Raw genomic sequence first — 18,998 nt, forward strand, 5'->3', positions numbered from 1 at the left:
GGCAACGGAGTATGCATACCTGGTATGCGTACCGCAACCGGAGTGGACCGGTTCAGGTTGGTCGACCAGGAAACGGGACAGTCAGCGGGGTCAGCCCGGCAGTCTTCCGCCACCGGGTGGCCCGTACCGCGTACTCGACAAGGGCAGCCAGCGCCCGGTCCCGGTCGGCGCCAGTGGTGGACACCAGAGCCGCCCGCCAGTGCGCGGCCGTGCGCTCCTCCACCTCCGCGGCGAGCCGTAGGGCGCTGGCCCGGTCGGTGACCGGGAACGGCAGCGCGTACCCGGCGCGGTCCGGCGGCACGACGCCACCGGCCACACTCAGCTGCACCACCAGTGCGTCGCGCCGGCTTCGATGCGCGGCCTCCGCCTGGTGTGCGGCCTCCCGCGCCGCCCCGGTGAGCCGGACACCGATCCGCCCGTAGGCGTAGATGGCCGCGTACTCGGCGGACAGGGCGGCGGCGAGCGCCTCCCCGGCGGACGGCTGCCTCACTTCAGTGCCTCCTGGTGGGTGGCTCGGGCGGCGACGATCGACCCGAGCAGCGCCGCCCGTTCCGCGGGCGCCGCTGCGCAGGCGACGGTGGCGGACTGCTGAGCGGTCTTCTCCAGCGTGCGCAGGGCGGCGAGCGCGCCGGCCGGGTCGTTGACCGGGTCGCTCGGCGGGGTGGCGACAACTGACGGCAGGGCGACGCCGATCACCCGGGCCAGCTCGGTGGCGTGCGCGGTGTGCGCCTCGGCGATCGGGCCGAGCCGGTCGGCCAGTTCGGGATGCGCGGCCGCGCCCGCCTGGTACGCGGCGGCCAGCGCGAGTGACTCGTCGACCATCGGCCGTAGCGGGTCCGGTGGTGGCGCTGGCTTGTCGTCACGGTCGAAAAGATCACAGCCGGTCAGCGGCACCGCGGCACCGCCGAGTGCCAGCAGTGCCCCGGCGCGCAGGAGCTTTCGCCGGGAATGCCCAGATGCTTGGTCGCGCTGTGTCGTTCTGGCGGTCCCCACCGGACAAGTCAACACCATGCGCGCCGGTGCGGGGGCCACCGACGTCGGTGCGCCGCCCGGTCCGCCGCCGGGCAGGCGCGTTACGCTCTGCGCAGCCACCGGCGCGTCCGCTCCGGTGGCGTGCCGGCATGGCGGGACAACCGCTCGCCGTCGACCAGGGAGAGGGTGCGGAGATGACGCAGCGTGGCCGTGCCACCAGGTCGACAGGTCGACCCCGCGATGGCGCGGGTCCCCGCGGCGGTGACCTCGCAACGCGCCGTGCGCGGCTGCGGACCGTGATCGAGCCGGTGGTCAACGGCGCTGGCTACGACCTGGAGGACGTGTCGGTTTCTCGGGCCGGTCGACGGCACGTGGTGCGGGTGCTGGTGGACGCCGACGGCGGGATCGACCTGGACGCCGTCGCGGACGTCTCTCGCGCGGTCTCGGCCGCGCTGGACGCTGCGGAGGAGGCCGGTGGCGACATCGTCGCGGGGGAGTACCAGTTGGAGGTCAGCTCGCCGGGCGTCGACCGGCCACTCACCCTGCCCCGCCACTGGCGGCGCAACGTGGGCCGGCTGGTCAAGGTCACCGTCCGGGGCGCGGCCGCGTTGCCCGGCCAGCGTGGCGAGCAGCCCGCCGGTGATCGCCAGCTGACCGGCCGGGTGGTCGCTGCCGACGACGAGGGCGTGCAGTTGGAGACCGAGGACGGCCGCGCTCCCGTGGCGTATGCCCAGCTTGGCCCGGGCCGCGTGCAGGTCGAGTTCACCCGGCTCGCCGAACTCGGCGAGCCGGACGAAGAGTTCGACGACGCGGACGATTCAGACGAGATCGACGATTCAGACGACATCGACGACGAAGATGATGTGGAGGACGAGGAGAGGTGAACATCGACCTCGCGGCGCTGCGCGCACTCGAGCGCGAGCGGGAGATCCCGTTCGACACGATTCTCGCGGCGATCGAAACCGCGTTGCTGACCGCCTACCGGCACACCGACGGCGCCGAACCCCACGCCCGAGTGGAGATCGACCGCAAGTCGGGCGCCGCTCTGGTGTACGCGCAGGAGATGGACTCCGACGGCAGCCTGGTGCGGGAGTGGGACGACACCCCGCACGACTTCGGTCGGATCGCCGCCATGACCGCCAAGCAGGTGATCCTCCAGCGACTGCGGGAGGCCACCGACGAGGTGCACTTCGGTGAGTACGTGGGCCGCGAGGGCGACCTGGTCACCGGTGTGGTGCAGGCGCATGAGACGCGTACCGAGAAGGGCATCGTCAGCGTCGACCTCGGCAAGTTGGAGGGCGTGCTGCCGCAGTCCGAGCAGGTGCCCGGCGAGCGGTACGCGCACGGCGAGCGGGTCCGCTGCGTCGTGGTGCACGTCGCCAAGGGCATGCGCGGGCCGCAGATCACCCTGTCCCGCTCGCACCCGGCGCTGGTCAAGAAGCTGTTCGCGCTGGAGGTGCCGGAGATCGCCGATGGCACGGTGGAGATCGGCGCGATCGCCCGTGAGGCAGGTCACCGTACGAAGATCGCCGTACGGTCCACCACCCCCGGGGTGAACGCCAAGGGCGCCTGCATCGGCCCGATGGGCCAGCGGGTGCGCGCCGTGATGAGTGAGCTGCACGGTGAGAAGATCGACATCATCGATTGGTCGGACGACCCGGCCACCTTCGTCGGTAACGCGTTGTCGCCGGCCAGGGCACTGCGGGTCGAGGTGGTCGACCTGGCCGGTCGTGCCGCTCGGGTGACCGTGCCAGACTTCCAGCTTTCGCTCGCGATCGGCCGGGAGGGGCAGAATGCCCGACTCGCGGCCCGATTGACCGGTTGGCGGATCGACATTCGGTCCGATGCGGAGCAGGCCGCCCCGGCCGCGCGTGAGGCAGCTGATCACGTGCGGGAGCCGGGCGGCGCGATCTCGGGTAGCTAGGGGTAGACTTCCTCCAGTGGTACGACGCGCAAAGCCGGAGCGCACCTGTGTGGGTTGCCGGAAACGTGCGCCGGCCAGCGAATTGCTGCGGATCATCGCGGTCAGGGACGAGGCTGTTCTCAGTCTCCGGCCTGATCCGCGCCGCAGGCTGCCGGGTCGGGGAGCGAACATGCACCCGGATCCGGCCTGCTTCGCGCTGGCGGTGCGGCGCCGCGCCTTCGGGCGTGCGCTGCGGATCACCGAGGTCCTTGATCACGGTGTGCTGGCGGAACACGTCGATGCGCCAACCACTACGTCCGGTCATCCCGACCGGGCGAGGGTCGCTAGCAGGGTAGGACGACCGACATGAGCACACGATGAAGTCCCTGAAATGACCAGGCTTCAAGTGCACGAGTGAGGTCGCTGCGGGTGCTGCCCGCACGACCTCGGAGTGAGGAGTGCAGTGGCAGGCAAGGCCCGCGTACACGAGCTTGCAAAAGAGCTCGGGGTCGAGAGTAAGACCGTTCTCGCCAAGCTGAAGGAAATGGGCGAGTTCGTGAAGTCCGCGTCCAGCACCGTCGAGGCGCCCGTCGCCCGGCGGCTGCGTAACGCATTCGTCGCGTCCGCTGGTGCTTCGGCACCGGCCGCACCGTCGGCGCCCGCGCCGGCACCAGCGACGGATCCGACCCCGACGCTGTCCCCGACCCCGGGCGCGCCCCGGGTCTCGGCCAAGCCGATGCCGCCTCGGCGGCCGGCCGCGCCGGCACCCGGTCCGAAGCCGAAGGGTCCGGTGCCCGGTGCGCCGCAGTCGGCGGCCCCGGTCGCCAAGCCGGCGAGTGCCCACGACATCGAGGTGGCGGCCGCAGAGGTGCGCGCCGCCGCGCTGAAGGCTGAGCAGGAGGCCGCGGTCAAGGCCGCGCAGGCCGCTCGCCAGCAGCAGCGAGACAACCCCGTTCGCCGGGAGCCTCCGGCTGACGGCAACCGCCCCAGCCCCGGCGCCGGCCCTCGGCCGGGTCCCGCCGCGATGCCACCCCGTCCCGGTTCGCCGGCAGCTCGTCCGAGCACGCCAGCGCCAGGTCCGGGTGCCCGTCCGGGCGGTCGTCCGCCGGCACGCGGTGCCGGTAACAACCCGTTCGGTATTCAGGGTGGCCAGCAGCGGCCGCCGGCCGCTGGTGCGGGTGGTCCCCGGCCCAGCACCCCGGCGGGCATGCCGCCGCGGCCGAGCCCGAACTCCATGCCGCCGCGGCCCAGCCCGGCGTCCATGCCGAGCCAGCGTCCGGCTGCCGGTCGTCCCGGTCCCGGTGGCGCTGGTCGCCCCGGTGGTGGCGGCGCAGGTCGTCCCGGTGGTGGCGGCGGCGGTGGTTTCCGTGGCGGTCCCGGCGGTGGCGCCGGCGGCGGCGGCGGTTACCGCGGTGGCCCTGGTGGCGGCGCGGGTGCCGGCGGTGGCGGTGGCTACCGTGGCGGTCCCGGCGGCGGCGGCGGTGCTCCCGGCGGCGGTTTCCGTCCGGGTGCTCCGTCCGGTGGCGGCGGTCGTCCGGGTGCGGGTGGTCGTGGCCGTGGCGGCGGTGCCGCGGGTGCCTTCGGGCGTCCGGGTGGCCGGCCGACGCGCGGTCGCAAGTCCAAGAAGCAGCGCAGACAGGAGTTCGACAACCTGTCGGCTCCGACCATGAGCTCGGGTGCTCCCCGGGGTCAGGGTCAGATCGTCCGGCTCTCCCGTGGCGCCTCGTTGTCCGATTTCGCGGACAAGATCAACGCCAACCCGGGTTCGCTGGTCCAGGAGATGTTCAACCTGGGCGAGATGGTCACCGCGACCCAGTCCTGTTCTGACGACACCCTGCACCTGCTGGGTGAGCACCTGGGCTTCGACATCCAGATCGTCAGCCCGGAGGACGAGGACCGCGAGCTGCTCGCGCAGTTCAACATCGACCTCGACGCGGAGGTGGCCGAGGAGCGTCTGGTCAGCCGTGCGCCGGTGGTGACCGTCATGGGTCACGTCGACCACGGTAAGACCAAGCTGCTCGACGCGATCCGTAAGGCGAACGTCGTTGCCGGTGAGGCGGGTGGCATCACCCAGCACATCGGTGCCTACCAGGTCCACGTCCCGCACGAGGGCGAGGACCGGGCGGTCACCTTCATCGACACGCCGGGTCACGAGGCGTTCACCGCCATGCGTGCTCGTGGTGCCCAGGTCACGGACATCGTGATCCTGGTCGTCGCGGCCGACGACGGTGTGATGCCGCAGACCATCGAGGCGTTGAACCACGCCAAGGCGGCCGACGTGCCGATCGTGGTCGCGGTCAACAAGGTCGACAAGCCGGACGCCAACCCGGACAAGGTCCGCCAGCAGCTGACCGAGTACGGCCTGGTCGCCGAGGAGTACGGCGGCGAGACCATGTTCGTCAACGTGGCAGCCAAGCCGGGCATCGGCATCGAGGAGTTGCTCGAGGCCGTCCTGCTGACCGCCGACGCGTCGCTGGAGCTGACCGCTCCGATCGACGGGCCGGCGCAGGGTGTGGCCATCGAGGCACACCTGGACAAGGGCCGCGGTGCGGTGGCGACGGTGCTGGTGCAGAAGGGCACCCTGCGGGCAGGCGACTCGATCGTCGCCGGTGGGGCGCACGGCCGGGTCCGGGCCATGCTCGACGAGAACGGCAACCAGCTCACCGAGGCTGGGCCGGCGCGTCCGGTCATGGTGTTGGGTCTGACCGCGCCTCCCGGCGCGGGCGACACCTTCCTCGCCGCGGCGGACGACCGCACGGTGCGGCAGATCGCCGAGCAGCGCCAGGCACGGCGACGGGCGGCGTCCTTCGCCAACTCCCGTGGTCGGGCCACCCTCGAGACGCTCATGGAGCAGCTCAAGGAGGGCGAGAAGACCTCGCTCAACCTCATCCTCAAGGGCGATGTCTCCGGTTCGGTGGAGGCCCTGGAGGACGCGCTGTTCAACCTCGACATCCCCGAGGAAGTTCAGCTCAAGGTCCTCGACCGGGGCGTGGGCGCGATCACCGAGAGCAACGTCATGCTCGCGAGTGCCTCGTCCGAGCCGGTCACGATCATCGGCTTCAACGTGCGGGCCTCCAACAAGGTCCGTGAGATGGCCGACCGCGAGGGCGTGGAGATCCGGTATTACACCGTCATCTACCAGGCCATCGAGGAGATCGAGGCAGCGCTCAAGGGCCTGCTCAAGCCGGAGTACGAGGAGGTCGAGCTGGGCAGCGCGGAGATCCGCGACGTCTTCCGCTCGTCCAAGATCGGCAACATCTCCGGTTGTATCGTCCGGTCCGGTGTCCTTCGGCGTAACGCCAAGGCGCGCCTGCTGCGAGACGGGGCGGTCGTGGCGGACAACCTCACGATCAGCTCGCTCAAGCGGTTCAAGGACGACGCCACGGAGGTCCGCGAGGGCTTCGAGTGTGGTCTGACCCTGGGTGGTTACAACAACGTCCAGGTCGGCGACGTCATCGAGACCTTCGAGATGCGGGAGAAGGTTCGCGCCTGATCCGGCAGTGACACGCTGATCAAGGGGTTTACGCCGAACGGCGTAAACCCCTTGATCATGCAGGGAGGGTTGGCGGTATCGTCCGGGGCGATGTTTACCGGAACTGCGGTCTTTGACCTGCTGCTGCCGGGCGACTCCCGGTCGCTCAAAGCCAAGAGATCATATGTACGGCCGATAGTGGCGGCGCTGCGCCGCTTCGAGGTGTCGGCCGCCGAGGTGGGAGCGCTCGACCTGCATGGGCGAGCGCAGCTGGCGGTGGCCGTGGTGGCCGCCGAGACGGCGCACGTCCGCGAGGTGCTCGACTCCTGTGAGCGCCTGGTGGCCGGCCGCCCCGAGGTCGAGTTGCTGTCGGTCAGGCGCCGGCTGTACGGCGTGGACGACGACTGACCATGGTGCCGGCTGTGCCGGGCGACCGGTGCGGCCGCGAAGGTAGTGTTCGAGATGTTGGCCGGTCGGCCGGCGGCCTTCGGGTCGCCGGGTCGACCGGGAGCAGGACGCCGTGGAGGTGGCGAGATGTCTGATCCGGCCAAGGTACGCCGGCACGCGGAACGGGTGCGTGAGCTGGTCGCGTCGGTGGTGCGGAGCCAGATCAAGGACCCGCGGCTCGGGATGATCACCATCACCGACGCCCGGATCACCGCAGATCTGCGCGACGCGACGGTCTTCTACACCGTGCTCGGTGACGCGGTGGCCCAGGCGGATACCGCTGCGGCGCTGGAGAGCGCCAAGGGGCTGCTGCGCAGCACGGTCGGCAAGGCGCTCGGTTTGCGGCACTCGCCGACTCTCACGTTCGTCCTCGACGACGTGCAGGACCAGGTCAAGCACATCGACGACCTGCTCGCTGCCGCCCGCAACGCCGACGCCGAGGTGCAGCGGCTCGCTGCCGAGGCGAACTACGCGGGCGAAGCGCAGCCGTATCGGGTGGATGACGAGACGGATGAGGCAGAGGAGACGGACGAGGCCGATGAGGCCACCGACGTCAAGGACACCTCGCGGGGTGGGGAAACGCGGTGACCAGCACCGCCAGCGCCCCGCTCGCCGGGGCGGCAGCCCTCGGCCCCGCCGAGTCGGACTGGGCTGCGGCCGAGGCGCTGGTGCGGGCTCTCCCGCCGGGCGGTCGGGTGCTGCTGATCTGCCACGTCAACCCGGACGGCGACGCGCTGGGCAGCATGCTCGGCTTCGGTCTGGGGCTGCGGCAGTTTGGCGTACGCGAGGTGCAGGCGACCTTTCCCGGGCCGCCGGAGGTGCCTGAGCCGTTCCGAGGGCTGCCCGGGCTGGACCTGTTGGTCCCGGCGAGCGCTGCGGACCCGGCACCTGACCTGGTGATCTGCTTTGACGCGGCGAGCGATTCGCGCCTCGGTGAGCTGGCTGGGCGGTTGTCGTCCGCGCCTGCGGCGCTGGTGCTTGATCACCACGCCTCCAACCCCGGCTTCGGCACGGTCAACCTGGTCGACCCGGGTGCCGCGGCGACGTCGGTGGTGGCCGAGCAACTGCTGACCCGGCTCGGGGTTGTGGTGGATCCGGCCATCGCCGAGTGCCTGTACGTGGCGCTGACCACGGATACCGGGTCGTTCCGGTTCGAGGCGACCACCCCGGCGGTCCACCAGATGGCCGCCCGGTTGCTGGCGACCGGCATTTCGCCCGGTGACATCTCCCGGCGGGTCTTCGATACGCGGCCCTTCGGCGCGGTTCGCCTCTTCGGCGAGGTGCTCGGCCGAGCGCAGTTGGAGCCGGCCGCTGCTGGCGGCCGAGGCTTGGTCTGGACCTTCGCCACCCTGGACGACCTGGCCCGGCACGATCAGCGGCCGTACGTCCTGGAGGCGCTGATCGACTCGGTGCGCTGCACCGCCGAGGCGGATGTGAGCTGCGTGTTGAAGCAGACCGCGCCCGGTGAGTGGGCAGTGTCGATGCGCAGCAAGGGCGCGGTGGACGTCAGCCGGGTCGCGGTCACGCTGGGCGGTGGTGGTCACCGGTTCGCGGCCGGGTTCACCGGTCGGGGCAGCGCTGAGCAGGTGGTCGAGTCGATCCGCGGCGAGCTGGACGCTGCGCTGCTCCGCCCCCGCAGCTGACGCTGACGAATCGAATCGCCGTTATCGATCGGTTGGTCGGGAAGATCAGGGACAGCTCCGGGGAGTGTTGGTCTTCCCGCGCTCCGTGAGACCGGGAAGAATTGCGGGATGGAGCAGCCGCACGACCTCACCGTGGAGGCCCCCCGCGCCTGGGACCGGCCCGCCGTCTCCGTTCCCGTCCTCGTCTGTCTGTCGCTCGTCGGTGGTCGGTTCGCGTCGTTCTCCACCGAGGCGAATCTGTTCACACTCGGCACTGGCGGGGTGCTGATCTGGCTCGGTCTGAGCAACCGGGTGCCCCGCCGACCGGCACCGCGTCGTCTGGGCGCGGGGGCGGTCTGGTGGGCGGTGCCCGTGGTGGTCTTCGGCGTCTTTGAGGGCGTGACCTTCGTGCTGGCGGCTGGCGACGATTTCCCCACCTTCTCCCGGCTGGCCGATCCTCTCCTGGAGGATCATCTGACCCGGTCGGCGGCGTGGTTTGCCTGGCTGGCCGCTTTCTGGGGGCTGGTGCGGCGATGATGCGGGCACTCGCGATCGGCGGTTTCCTCAGCGCGCTGGCCCTCTTCGCGGTGGTGGAGTGGATGGCCCGGCGGGAGGGCTCCCGGATCCCCACTCTGGGCGAGGTCTGCGCGTACGTGATGCGCTACGAGGTCGGCCCGGTGCCGGTGGGCCGGATCGGTCTGTTCGGGTTCTGGTGGTGGTTAGGCTGGCACTTCCTGGCCCGCTGAGCCGGGTTGCCGACTTTCCAAATGGCGGGAACCCGAGGCAGCATGTGGACCTGAACGATAACTTGGGAGACGGCCGGTGCCGTGTGGCGGTGCAGGTCATGGGTGGTGGTGCCACACCTCGTGCCGCCTCCCTCCAGGGTCGGACCGACCCGGGCTAACGCTGCCCAGCCGGCTGCTCCGGTAACCCCGGACCGCCGTGGGGCGCTCAGCACGACCGCCCGCGAGGGCCGCCGCGTGTCGGCGGCTCGCGCCCTGGAAGGGAGCGCCACCATGCCGAACAAGCCCAAGCCCGAGACCACGGACGACGCCCGCGAGCAGGCCCGCCGCGCCCTGCAGACCTCGATGGATACCCGCCAGTAAGGCCAGATCGTCCGGCGGTGACGTCGGAGTGGCCCGGATGGCGGGACACCTCGGTGGTGCGCCTCTTGAGCTGAACTGGCCGCCACCCACCGACGGAGTAAGCCCTCGGCGGGATTGCGATCCTTACCGCGCTCGTGCCAGGATCGGCGGCGATGAGTCACGCCGCCGCCACCGCCATCGCCAACCGATCCGCCTCGCCGCGCCGGATCGCCAGCCTTGCCCTGCCGGCCCTCGTGGTGCTCGCCGCTGAGCCGCTCTACGTGCTGGTCGACACGGCCGTGGTCGGTCACCTCGGCCGGGTGCCGCTCGCCGCGCTCGCCGTCGGCGGCACGGTGATGACACTCACCGCATGGGTCGGCACCGTTGTCGCGTACGGCACCACCGGGCGCGCGGCCCGCCGCTTCGGCGCGGGTGACCGGGCCGCCGCCGTGGCCGAGGGCGTCCAGTCGTCCTGGCTGGCGTTCGGCGTCGGTCTGCTGATCGCGATCGGCATGCAATTCGGTGGGGGAGCGCTCGCGCGTACTCTCGCCGGCGGTGGTGGCGACGTGGCCGCCGCCGCCGCGACCTGGCTGCGGATCGCGGCCCTCGGTGCCCCCGGTCTGCTGCTCGCCGCAGCCGGCAACGGCTGGCTGCGCGGTGTGCAGGACACTCGCCGCCCGTTGTTCTTCGTGCTCGGCCCCAATCTGCTCTCCGCGCTGCTCTGCCCGCTGCTGGTCTACCCCGGTGGCCTGGGCCTGATCGGTTCGGCGGTGGCCAACGTCGTCGCGCAGACGCTCTGCGGGGTGCTCTTCGCCGCCGCGCTGGTCGCCGAGCGGGTGCCGCTGCGGCCCCGGCCCCGGGTGATCCGCCAGCAGTTGGTGCTCAGCCGGGACCTGCTGATCCGTGGGCTGGCGTTCCAGGCCAGCTTCCTCTCCGCGACCGCCGTCGCCGCCCGCTTCGGCGCCGCCGCCGTCGGCGCCCACCAGATCGCCCTGCAACTCTGGTTCTTCACCGCGCTTGTGCTCGACGCGCTGGCCATCGCCGCACAGTCCCTGGTCGGCGCCGCGCTCGGCGCCGGCGACGACACGGGTGCCCGGGCGCTCGCCCGCCGGGTCGGGCTGCTCGGCGGCGTCTGCGGAGTCGGCTTCGCAGTGCTCGTCGCCGCCGGCGCCGGCGTCGTGCCCTCGTGGTTCAGCGCCGACGCGGAGGTACGCGAGCAGGCCATGGTGGCCTGGCCGTGGTTCGTCGTCATGCTGCCGCTGGCCGGGGTGGTGTTCGCCCTCGACGGCGTGCTGATCGGCGCGGGCGACGTGCGGTACCTGCGCAACCTCACCATCGTGGCGGCGCTCGGCGGCTTCATACCGGCCATCTGGCTGACGTACGGGTTCGACCTCGGACTGGGTGGCATCTGGGCTGGGCTCACCCTGTTCGTGGTGATCCGGCTGGTCGCGCTGCTGCTACGCCTGCGCAACGGCAGTTGGGCGGTGACCGGCGCGGTCCGCTGAGGTCTCCTCCCGGCGCTGCCGGTCGAACGGGTCACGCCGGGCCTGCCCACGCACTCCGGGGTATGGGCCATCTGGCAGGCTTGGCCGACGTGAGCACCGATGGTCTGATCGTGGTCGACAAGCCCGGCGGCATGACGTCGCACGACGTGGTGGCGCGGATCCGCCGACTGGCGAAGACCCGACGGGTCGGGCACGGCGGCACCCTCGATCCGATGGCCACCGGCGTGCTCGTGATCGGTGTGGGCCGTGCAACTCGGCTGCTGACCTACGTCATCGGTGCGGGCAAGAGCTACACCGGCACCATCCGGCTCGGTCAGGCCACCGTCACCGACGACGCCGAGGGCGACGTGATCGCCACCACGCCGGCCGGTCAGGTCACCGACGAGGCGATCCGGTCGGCGCTGGGCGCGTTGAGCGGCGAGGTCGACCAGGTGCCGAGCGCCGTCAGCGCCATCAAGATCGACGGGCAGCGGGCGTACAAGCGGGTCCGCGACGGAGAGAGCGTCGAGCTGCCCGCACGGCGGGTCACCATCTCCCGGCTGGAGGTGCTGGCCATCCGCCGCACCGAGCCGGACGTGGTGGACGTGGACGTGGACGTGACCTGCTCCTCCGGCACGTACATCCGGGCCATCGCCCGGGACGCGGGCCTGGCGCTCGGTGTCGGAGGGCACCTGACGGCGTTGCGGCGGACCGCGGTGGGTGGCTTCACTCTCGCCGAGGCGGCGACCCTCGACCAGTTGGAGCAGCGCGCCCCGGACGTGGTGAACCTGCCGTTGGACGCGGCGGCCGACCGGTTCTTCCCGCGCCGGGAGGCCACGCCCGACGAGGCCCGGGTGCTCGCCCACGGTGGCCCGCTGGACCCGGCCGGCCTCACCGGGCCGTACGCCGTCTTCGGGCCGGCGGGCGGCCTGATCGCTATCGTCAGCGAGCGGGACGGGCGGGCCCGCGCGGAGATCGTGCTCGCCCCGGCCTGACGGCGGGGCGCAGGTCCGACGGCCACCGGCCGGCGGTGTCGACCCGCCGGCCGGTGGGACAGCAGAAAGGAACGGCATGCAGCGGTGGCGGGGGTACGACGCGGCGCCCGGTGGGTGGGGGCGCTCGGTCGTCACCATCGGCGTCTTCGACGGCGTGCACAAGGGGCACCAGGCGACCATCGGGCACACCGTGGCCCGTGCCCGGGAGTTGGGCGTGCAGTCGGTGGTGGTCACCTTCGACCCGCATCCGGCCGAGGTGGTCCGCCCCGGTTCGCATCCGGCGGTGCTCACCGAGCCGGCCCGCAAGGCCGAGTTGATCGAGGCGCTCGGCGTGGACGTGCTCTGCGTGGTGCCGTTCACCCCGGAGTTCTCCCGGCTGCCGGCCGAGCAGTTCGTGCACGACGTCCTGGTCGAGCACCTGCACGGAGCATTGGTGGTGATCGGCGGCAACTTCCGCTTCGGGCACCGGGCGGCAGGCGACGTGGCGCTGTTGGAGCGGCTCGGTCAGACCTTCGGCTTCGGTGTGGAGGGCAGCCCGCTGATCGCCGAGGACGGCACCGTCTTCTCCTCCACCTACATCCGCTCCTGCGTCGACGCGGGTGACGTCGGCGCGGCCGCCGCCGCGCTGGGCCGCCCACACCGGCTGGAGGGCGTCGTGGTCCGCGGCGACCAGCGGGGACGGGAGCTGGGCTTCCCCACCGCCAACCTGCTCTGCCACCGGTACGCGGCGGTCCCGGCCGACGGGGTGTACGCGGCCCGGCTGATCCGTCGCGGGCAGCACGAGCCGCTGATGGCGGCGGTGTCGGTGGGCACCAACCCGACCTTCTCCGGCCGGGAGCGGCGGGTGGAGGCGTACGCGCTCGACTTCACCGGCGACCTCTATGGCGAGCGACTGGCCCTGGACTTCGTGGCGCACCTGCGCGGACAGGTCCGATACGACTCGATCGAGCCGTTGATCGCCCAGATGGACCAGGACGTCGCGCGTACCCGGAGCGCTCTGGCCTGATCGTCGCCGGGGGCCGACGTGGGCCCGCCGAGGCCCTTGGCCGGGTGTTACCGGCGAGTGCTGGTAGTCTTGCCGAGACGTCGGGTGACCGGCGTGGGGCCTCGCGTGCCTGCTCGACGCCGCGGGTGCGAGGTACCGGTCCGTTCCCGGTCCACCGGGACGACGGACATTTACTGATCAACCCACCGAAACAGGGAGAACATGGCGCTCGATCAAGAAGCCAAGGCCAGCATCCGCGCGGAGTACGCGACCGCCGAGGGCGACACCGGTTCGCCGGAGGTCCAGGTCGCGGTGCTCACCAAGCGGATCGCCGAGCTGACCGAGCACCTGAAGGTGCACAAGCACGACCACCACAGCCGTCGTGGTCTGCTGCTGCTGGTCGGCCGGCGCCGTCGGCTGCTCAACTACGTCCAGAAGAAGGACATTGCCCGCTACCGGTCGCTCATCGAGCGGCTCGGCCTGCGCCGGTGACGTGACGGGGGAGTGGCCGAGGAGGCTGCTCCCCCGTACGGCGTCCCACCTGAAAAACACGGGCCGCGCGACCACCCGAGAGGGAGCCGGTCAGCGTACCGGTCTCCGGTAGTGGCCCCCGGGAACCCGGCATCAATGCCGACCACCCGGGCGCTTCGATCGAAGACCGGCCGGCTGAGCAGCTCCCCGATGTCGTGGGCCCACGACGCGAAGGAGCACGACAGCACATGACCGAGACCAAACTCGGCACCGAATCCCGCACCGCCGTGATCGACAACGGGTCCTTCGGCACCCGTGAGATCACCTTCTCCACCGGTCGGCTGGCTCGCCAGGCCGCCGGTTCCGTCATCGCCCAGCTGGGCGAGACGGTCGTTCTCTCCGCCACCACCGCCGGTAAGCACCCGAAGGAGCAGTTCGACTTCTTCCCGCTGACCGTCGACGTCGAGGAGCGGATGTACGCCGCGGGCCGCATCCCCGGCTCGTTCTTCCGCCGTGAGGGCCGCCCCAGCGAGGACGCGATCCTCACCTGCCGGCTGATCGACCGGCCGCTGCGCCCGTCCTTCGTCAAGGGCCTGCGCAACGAGGTCCAGGTCGTCGAGACCATCCTCGCGCTCGACCCGCAGCACCCGTACGACGTCGTGGCGATCAACGCCGCCTCGATGTCGACCAAGCTCTCCGGCCTGCCGTTCTCCGGCCCGATCGGTGCGACCCGCGTCGCCCACATCGACGGCCAGTGGGTCGCCTTCCCGACCCTGGAGGAGCTGGCCCGGGCCACCTTCGACATGGTCGTGGCCGGCCGCACCCTCGAGGACGGCGACGTCGCGATCATGATGGTCGAGGCCGAGGCCACCCCGAACGCCGTCGCCCTGATCTCGGCCGGTGCCACCGCGCCGACCGAGGAGGTCGTGGCCAGCGGCCTGGAGGCCGCCAAGCCGGCGATCCGTGAGCTGTGCCGCGCGCAGAGCGAGCTGGCCGAGGTCGCCGCCAAGCCGGTCACCGAGTTCCCGGTCTTCCTGGACTACCAGAACGACGTGTACGACGCCGTCTCCGAGCTGGCCCGCGGCGAGGTCGCCGAGGCGATCACCATCGCCGGCAAGGCCGACCGCGAGGAAGCCCTGGACCGGGTCAAGGCCCGCGTCGCCGAGGAGCTGGGTGGTCGGTTCGAGGGTCGGGAGAAGGAGCTCAGCGCTGCCTTCCGGTCGCTGACCAAGTCCGAGGTGCGCAACCGCGTGCTGCGCGAGCAGGTCCGCATGGACGGACGTGGCCCGCGTGACATCCGGACGCTGACCGCCGAGGTCGGCGTGCTGCCCCGGGTGCACGGTTCGGCGCTGTTCGAGCGGGGCGAGACCCAGATCCTGGGTGTGACCACGCTGAACATGCTCCGCATGGAGCAGATGGTGGACACGCTGTCCCCCGAGAACCGCAAGCGCTACATGCACAACTACAACTTCCCGCCGTACTCGACCGGTGAGACCGGCCGGGTTGGCTCGCCGAAGCGCCGCGAAATCGGCCACGGTGCCCTCGCCGAGCGTGCGCTGATCCCGGTGCTGCCGTCGCGCGAGGAGTTCCCGTACGCCATCCGGCAGGTCTCCGAGGCGCTCGGCTCCAACGGCTCCACCTCGATGGGTTCGGTCTGCGCGTCGACGCTGGGCCTGCTCTCCGCGGGTGTCCCGCTGAAGGCGCCGGTCGCCGGCATCGCGATGGGGCTCATCTCCGACGAGGTGGACGGCAAGACCCAGTACGTGACGCTGACCGACATCCTCGGCGCCGAGGACGCGTTCGGTGACATGGACTTCAAGGTCGCCGGCACGCCGGAGTTCGTCACCGCGCTCCAGCTCGACACCAAGCTCAACGGCATCCCGTCGGACGTGCTGGCCGCCGCGCTGCAGCAGGCGAACGAGGCCCGGCAGGTCATCCTCGGGGTCATGAAGGCGGCGATCGAGGCTCCGGCCGAGATGTCCGACTACGCCCCGCGGGTCACCACCGTCAAGATCCCGGTGGACAAGATCGGCATGGTGATCGGCCCGAAGGGTCAGACCATCAACGCGATCCAGGACGAGACCGGCGCCGAGATCTCCATCGAGGACGACGGCACGATCTACGTCGGCGCCACCAACGGGCCGTCGGCCCAGGCGGCCGTCGACCGGATCAACGGGATCGCCAACCCGACCCTGCCCAAGCAGGGTGAGCGCTTCCTCGGCACGGTGGTCAAGACCGCCGCGTTCGGCGCGTTCATCTCCCTGCTGCCCGGCCGCGACGGCCTGTTGCACATCTCCAAGGTGGGCGACGGCAAGCGGGTCGAGCGCGTTGAGGACTTCCTCAACGTCGGCGACCGGGTCGAGGTCGAGATCGCGGACATCGACGCCCGCGGCAAGATCTACCTCGACAAGGTCCGCCCGGAGGGCTCCGAGGCACCTGCCGCCGGCGAGGCTGCCGGTGGCGACCGGCCGGCTGGTCGGGACCGGGGCGACCGTGGCCCGCGTGACCGCGGTGACCGCGAGCGCGGCGGCGACCGGGGCGCACGTGGCCCGGAGCGCGGCAACGATGGCGGCGAAGGCGGCAACGGCGGCGGCGGCGAGGGTGGCGAGGGCGGCGAGCGTCCGCGCCGTCGGACCCGGCACAGCTGACCGTCGTACATCGCATCACCCACCCCTCGTCGAACCGGGAGCACTACGTGAGTCGGGCCTTCAGCGCGCCGTTTCCACCGGATCGACGGGGGGTGGCTGCGTCTGGGGACACCGGGGCGGGCCGCTCCGGCGGGGCCGCCCGCGCGGTGACCCGGACGCTCAGCGACGACCCGCTGGGCGGCACGGTACGACGTACCGTGCTGCCCAGCGGCCTGCGCGTCCTCACCGAGGCGATTCCGGCGATGCGCAGCGTCTCGTTCGGCATCTGGGTGGCGGTCGGTTCGCGCGACGAGACCGGCCCGCAGGCCGGTGCCGCGCACTTCCTTGAGCACCTGCTCTTCAAGGGCACCCACAAGCGCACCGCGCTGGAGATCTCCTCGCAGATCGAGGCGGTGGGTGGCGAGACCAACGCCTTCACCACGAAGGAATACACCTGCTACTACGCCCGCGTGCTGGACGAGGACCTGCCGCTGGCGATCGACGTGATGTGCGACCTGGTCGCCGATTCGCTGCTGGAGCCGGCCGACGTCGAGACCGAGCGTGGCGTGATCCTGGAAGAGATCGCCATGCACGACGACGAGCCCGGTGACGAGGTGCACGACCTCTTCGTCCAGGCCGTCTACGGCGACCACCCGTTGGGTCGGCTGATCTCCGGCACCGCGGAGACCGTCACGCCGATGACCGGGCGGCAGATCCAGAGCTTCTACCGCGATCGCTACACCGCGCCGCAGATCGTCATCGCCGCGGCCGGCAACCTCGACCACGCCGCAGTGGTCAAGCTGGTTCGCCAGGCGGTGCGCGGCACCCCACTGGACAGCGACCCGGCGACGCCAGCGCCGCACCGCGCGGCGACCCCGGCGGTACGCACCAAGCCGGCGACCACGCTGGTGGAGCCGAAGGAAACCGAACAGGCGCACGTCATCCTCGGCTGCCCCGGCATCGACCGCCTCGACGATCGGCGCTTCGCCCTCGGGGTGCTCAACAACGTGCTCGGCGGTGGGATGTCCAGCCGCCTGTTCCAGGAGATCCGCGAGCAGCGTGGCCTGGCGTACTCGGTCTACTCCTACGCCAGCCAGTACGCCGACAGCGGCCTGTTCGCCGTCTACGCCGGCTGCGCGCCGGGCAAGGTGGACGAGGTGCTGGCCCTGACCCGCGCCGAGTTGGCTCGGGTGGCAGCCGACGGGTTGACCGAAGCCGAGGTGGCCCGGGGCAAGGGGATGAGCAAGGGCTCGTTCGTGCTCGGCCTGGAGGACACCGGCTCACGGATGAGCCGGCTGGCCAAGGGGGAGCTGCTCTACGGCGACCTGATGCCGGTGGACGAGTTGCTCCGCCGGGTCGACGAGGTGACCGTCGCGGACGTGAACACCCTCGCCGCCGAGCTGCTCAGCCGGCCTATGTCGCTGGCCGTGGTCGGCCCGTTCGGCGAAAGCGACTTCACGGTCTGAGGGCCGCCGTCCCGGACGCAGGCGGAGCCCGTTCGGCCCGGGCGTCCCGGCGGGTGGATCCCCCCGGATCCGGCCCGGAGGGCACGTCCCGATTGGGATAGGTTGTGCCGCGTGACTGACGAGCAGGAGAAGACCCCCGCCGGGCTGTTGCGGGTCGGTGTGCTGGGCGCCCGGGGACGGATGGGCATCGAGGTCTGCAAGGCGGTCGACGCCGCCGACGGCGTCGAGCTGGTCGCGGCGATCGACCAGGGCGACGACCGCTCCGCCGCCTCCAACGCCCAGGTCGTCGTCGACTTCACCACGCCGGACGTCGTCATGGACAACCTGCAGTGGTGCATCGACCAGGGCATCAGCGCCGTTGTCGGCACGACGGGCTTCAGCGAGCAGCGGCTGGAGCAGGTGCGCGCGTGGCTGGCCCGCAAGCCCGAGGTGGGTGTGGTGATCGCCCCGAACTTCGGCATCGGCGCCGTGCTGATGATGCAGTTCGCCGCGCGGGCCGCCCGGCACTTCGAGTCCGTCGAGATCATCGAGCAGCACCACCCGGGCAAGCTGGACGCCCCGAGTGGCACCGCCACGCACACCGCACGGCAGATCGCCCAGGCCCGCGCCGAGGCCGGCCTCGGCCCGGTGCCGGACGCCACCAGGGACGAGGTGCCGGGTGCACGCGGTGCCGAGATCGACGGGGTACGCGTCCACGCCGTACGTGCCACCGGGCTCGTCGCCCACCAAGAGGTGCTCTTCGGTGCCACCGGCGAGACCCTGACCATCCGACACGACTCGTACGACCGGGCGTCGTTCATGCCGGGCGTGCTGGTGGCCGTCCGCGCGGTGCGCAACCGCCCTGGCCTCACCGTCGGCCTGGACGCACTGCTCGACTGACCGCGCCTGCGAGGGCGGTTGCGGCCGAATGACCGCACGGGTAAGTCCCTGGCTCCCGGGGCGGGGTCGGTCCTAGGCTCCCGCCACGATCGATAGTGGACACCGGGACCGTCTTGGGCGGCCGGTCACCCTGCGCCCGGTCGACGACGACAATTGGCGTGCGGTGGCTGATGTCGCCCCACGTGACGACCAGGGGCGGTTCGTGGCCGCGCTGGGCGCCCGCTATCTGCTGGTCAGCACCCGCTCCGAGGTGTGGACCTCACTCGCCGTGTACGCAGACGAGACCGTCGTCGGCCACGTCATGTGGGGCGTGGACGACGACGGCTCGCATTGGATCGGTGGCATGCTGATCGACGCGGCCGAGCAGAACCGTGGCGTAGGCAGAGCGACAGTGCGGACCCTGGCCGCCTGGCTGGGGCGAACCCCCGGGTCCGCCTCTCGTACCACCCCGACAACCTCCAGGCCGCAGCCCTCGACACGTCCCTTGGCTCTCTCTCCCTCCCTCCCCGTTACCTTTTTGATCGTCCCCAGCCGGGGACCCTCGGTCGCCCGGCCCGGTATGACTTCCTGCCCCTGTCGTTCGGATGATC

General features: G+C 71.4%; 18 protein-coding genes and 1 pseudogene. 17 read left to right on the forward strand and 2 right to left on the reverse strand.

From position 1 onward, the window contains the following. Nucleotides 1-52: 52 nt before the first annotated feature. Together ACLQ28_RS32605 and ACLQ28_RS32610 are read right to left on the reverse strand one after the other, a co-directional pair. On the reverse strand, nucleotides 53-490 hold the full coding sequence (locus ACLQ28_RS32605) for a ferritin-like domain-containing protein (protein WP_425690098.1): 438 nt from the start codon (nucleotides 488-490) through the stop codon (nucleotides 53-55). Continuing rightward, nucleotides 487-1,011 carry a hypothetical protein gene (locus ACLQ28_RS32610; protein WP_425690113.1) on the reverse strand — a complete coding sequence of 175 codons (525 nt, stop codon included), beginning with the start codon at nucleotides 1,009-1,011 and terminating at the stop codon, nucleotides 487-489. Before ACLQ28_RS32610 ends, ACLQ28_RS32605 begins: the two co-directional genes overlap by 4 nt. Nucleotides 1,012-1,166: 155 nt before the next feature. Between ACLQ28_RS32610 and rimP the strand changes: the two genes are divergently transcribed. The 17 genes and pseudogenes from rimP to ACLQ28_RS32695 form a co-directional block, all read left to right on the forward strand. Next, a complete protein-coding gene (gene rimP / locus ACLQ28_RS32615) occupies nucleotides 1,167-1,856 on the forward strand; it encodes a ribosome maturation factor RimP (RefSeq protein ID WP_425690114.1) in 690 nt (229 codons plus the stop codon). Beyond that, the gene (nusA, locus tag ACLQ28_RS32620) at nucleotides 1,853-2,896 is read left to right on the forward strand and encodes a transcription termination factor NusA (protein WP_425690099.1); all 1,044 of its coding nucleotides are present in this window, start codon (nucleotides 1,853-1,855) and stop codon (nucleotides 2,894-2,896) included. The genes rimP and nusA overlap by 4 nt, the downstream gene beginning before the upstream one ends. A gap of 16 nt (nucleotides 2,897-2,912) precedes the next feature. Next, entirely contained in the window at nucleotides 2,913-3,245 is a 333-nt protein-coding gene (locus tag ACLQ28_RS32625) for a YlxR family protein (protein WP_425690100.1), read from the forward strand. A gap of 93 nt (nucleotides 3,246-3,338) precedes the next feature. After that, a complete protein-coding gene (gene infB, locus ACLQ28_RS32630; protein ID WP_425690101.1) occupies nucleotides 3,339-6,368 on the forward strand; it encodes a translation initiation factor IF-2 in 3,030 nt (1,009 codons plus the stop codon). Nucleotides 6,369-6,458: 90 nt separating this feature from the next. Further along, the gene (locus ACLQ28_RS32635) at nucleotides 6,459-6,755 is read left to right on the forward strand and encodes a DUF503 domain-containing protein (RefSeq protein WP_030489481.1); all 297 of its coding nucleotides are present in this window, start codon (nucleotides 6,459-6,461) and stop codon (nucleotides 6,753-6,755) included. A 126-nt stretch (nucleotides 6,756-6,881) separates the two neighbouring features. Next, nucleotides 6,882-7,382, forward strand: a complete 501-nt coding sequence (rbfA, locus tag ACLQ28_RS32640) for a 30S ribosome-binding factor RbfA (protein WP_425690102.1) — start codon at nucleotides 6,882-6,884, stop codon at nucleotides 7,380-7,382. Further along, nucleotides 7,379-8,437 (forward strand): DHH family phosphoesterase, encoded by a 1,059-nt coding sequence (locus ACLQ28_RS32645; protein ID WP_425690103.1) that lies wholly within the window; start codon nucleotides 7,379-7,381, stop codon nucleotides 8,435-8,437. Before rbfA ends, ACLQ28_RS32645 begins: the two co-directional genes overlap by 4 nt. A gap of 108 nt (nucleotides 8,438-8,545) precedes the next feature. Next, the gene (locus tag ACLQ28_RS32650) at nucleotides 8,546-8,953 is read left to right on the forward strand and encodes a hypothetical protein (RefSeq protein ID WP_425690104.1); all 408 of its coding nucleotides are present in this window, start codon (nucleotides 8,546-8,548) and stop codon (nucleotides 8,951-8,953) included. Beyond that, a complete protein-coding gene (locus ACLQ28_RS32655; protein ID WP_425690115.1) occupies nucleotides 8,953-9,162 on the forward strand; it encodes a DUF6186 family protein in 210 nt (69 codons plus the stop codon). Before ACLQ28_RS32650 ends, ACLQ28_RS32655 begins: the two co-directional genes overlap by 1 nt. 512 nt (nucleotides 9,163-9,674) lie before the next feature. Beyond that, a complete protein-coding gene (locus tag ACLQ28_RS32660; RefSeq protein WP_425690105.1) occupies nucleotides 9,675-11,006 on the forward strand; it encodes an MATE family efflux transporter in 1,332 nt (443 codons plus the stop codon). 62 nt (nucleotides 11,007-11,068) lie between these two features. Continuing rightward, on the forward strand, nucleotides 11,069-11,980 hold the full coding sequence (gene truB / locus ACLQ28_RS32665; protein WP_425690106.1) for a tRNA pseudouridine(55) synthase TruB: 912 nt from the start codon (nucleotides 11,069-11,071) through the stop codon (nucleotides 11,978-11,980). Nucleotides 11,981-12,056: 76 nt separating this feature from the next. Next, entirely contained in the window at nucleotides 12,057-12,986 is a 930-nt protein-coding gene (locus ACLQ28_RS32670) for a bifunctional riboflavin kinase/FAD synthetase (RefSeq protein ID WP_425690107.1), read from the forward strand. A 201-nt stretch (nucleotides 12,987-13,187) separates the two neighbouring features. After that, entirely contained in the window at nucleotides 13,188-13,457 is a 270-nt protein-coding gene (gene rpsO / locus ACLQ28_RS32675; RefSeq protein ID WP_030337594.1) for a 30S ribosomal protein S15, read from the forward strand. Nucleotides 13,458-13,684: 227 nt separating this feature from the next. After that, nucleotides 13,685-16,084, forward strand: coding sequence for a polyribonucleotide nucleotidyltransferase (locus ACLQ28_RS32680; protein ID WP_425690108.1), 2,400 nt, complete (start codon nucleotides 13,685-13,687; stop codon nucleotides 16,082-16,084). Between the two features lie 47 nt (nucleotides 16,085-16,131). Next, nucleotides 16,132-17,529, forward strand: a complete 1,398-nt coding sequence (locus ACLQ28_RS32685; protein WP_425690109.1) for a M16 family metallopeptidase — start codon at nucleotides 16,132-16,134, stop codon at nucleotides 17,527-17,529. A 111-nt stretch (nucleotides 17,530-17,640) separates the two neighbouring features. Beyond that, nucleotides 17,641-18,408: a 4-hydroxy-tetrahydrodipicolinate reductase gene (gene dapB / locus ACLQ28_RS32690; RefSeq protein WP_425690110.1), complete on the forward strand. Its 768-nt coding sequence runs from the start codon at nucleotides 17,641-17,643 to the stop codon at nucleotides 18,406-18,408. A gap of 301 nt (nucleotides 18,409-18,709) precedes the next feature. Continuing rightward, nucleotides 18,710-18,998: pseudogene (locus tag ACLQ28_RS32695) on the forward strand (hypothetical protein); the annotation flags it as partial.

Origin of the sequence: Micromonospora sp. DT201, from assembly GCF_049841575.1 — a bacterium.
GTDB lineage: Bacteria > Actinomycetota > Actinomycetes > Mycobacteriales > Micromonosporaceae > Micromonospora.

Excerpts from the sequence above, each read along its gene's own strand:
- ACLQ28_RS32655 (WP_425690115.1), top strand. The coding sequence starts at position 8,953 with ATGCGGGCACTCGCGATCGGCGGTTTCCTCAGCGCGCTGGCCCTCTTC.
- rimP (WP_425690114.1), top strand. The coding sequence starts at position 1,167 with ATGACGCAGCGTGGCCGTGCCACCAGGTCGACAGGTCGACCCCGCGAT.
- ACLQ28_RS32660 (WP_425690105.1), top strand. The coding sequence starts at position 9,675 with ATGAGTCACGCCGCCGCCACCGCCATCGCCAACCGATCCGCCTCGCCG.
- ACLQ28_RS32610 (WP_425690113.1), bottom strand. The coding sequence starts at position 1,011 with ATGGTGTTGACTTGTCCGGTGGGGACCGCCAGAACGACACAGCGCGAC.
- ACLQ28_RS32680 (WP_425690108.1), top strand. The coding sequence starts at position 13,685 with ATGACCGAGACCAAACTCGGCACCGAATCCCGCACCGCCGTGATCGAC.
- ACLQ28_RS32670 (WP_425690107.1), top strand. The coding sequence starts at position 12,057 with ATGCAGCGGTGGCGGGGGTACGACGCGGCGCCCGGTGGGTGGGGGCGC.
- rbfA (WP_425690102.1), top strand. The coding sequence starts at position 6,882 with ATGTCTGATCCGGCCAAGGTACGCCGGCACGCGGAACGGGTGCGTGAG.
- ACLQ28_RS32650 (WP_425690104.1), top strand. The coding sequence starts at position 8,546 with ATGGAGCAGCCGCACGACCTCACCGTGGAGGCCCCCCGCGCCTGGGAC.
- truB (WP_425690106.1), top strand. The coding sequence starts at position 11,069 with ATGGGCCATCTGGCAGGCTTGGCCGACGTGAGCACCGATGGTCTGATC.
- ACLQ28_RS32635 (WP_030489481.1), top strand. The coding sequence starts at position 6,459 with ATGTTTACCGGAACTGCGGTCTTTGACCTGCTGCTGCCGGGCGACTCC.
- rpsO (WP_030337594.1), top strand. The coding sequence starts at position 13,188 with ATGGCGCTCGATCAAGAAGCCAAGGCCAGCATCCGCGCGGAGTACGCG.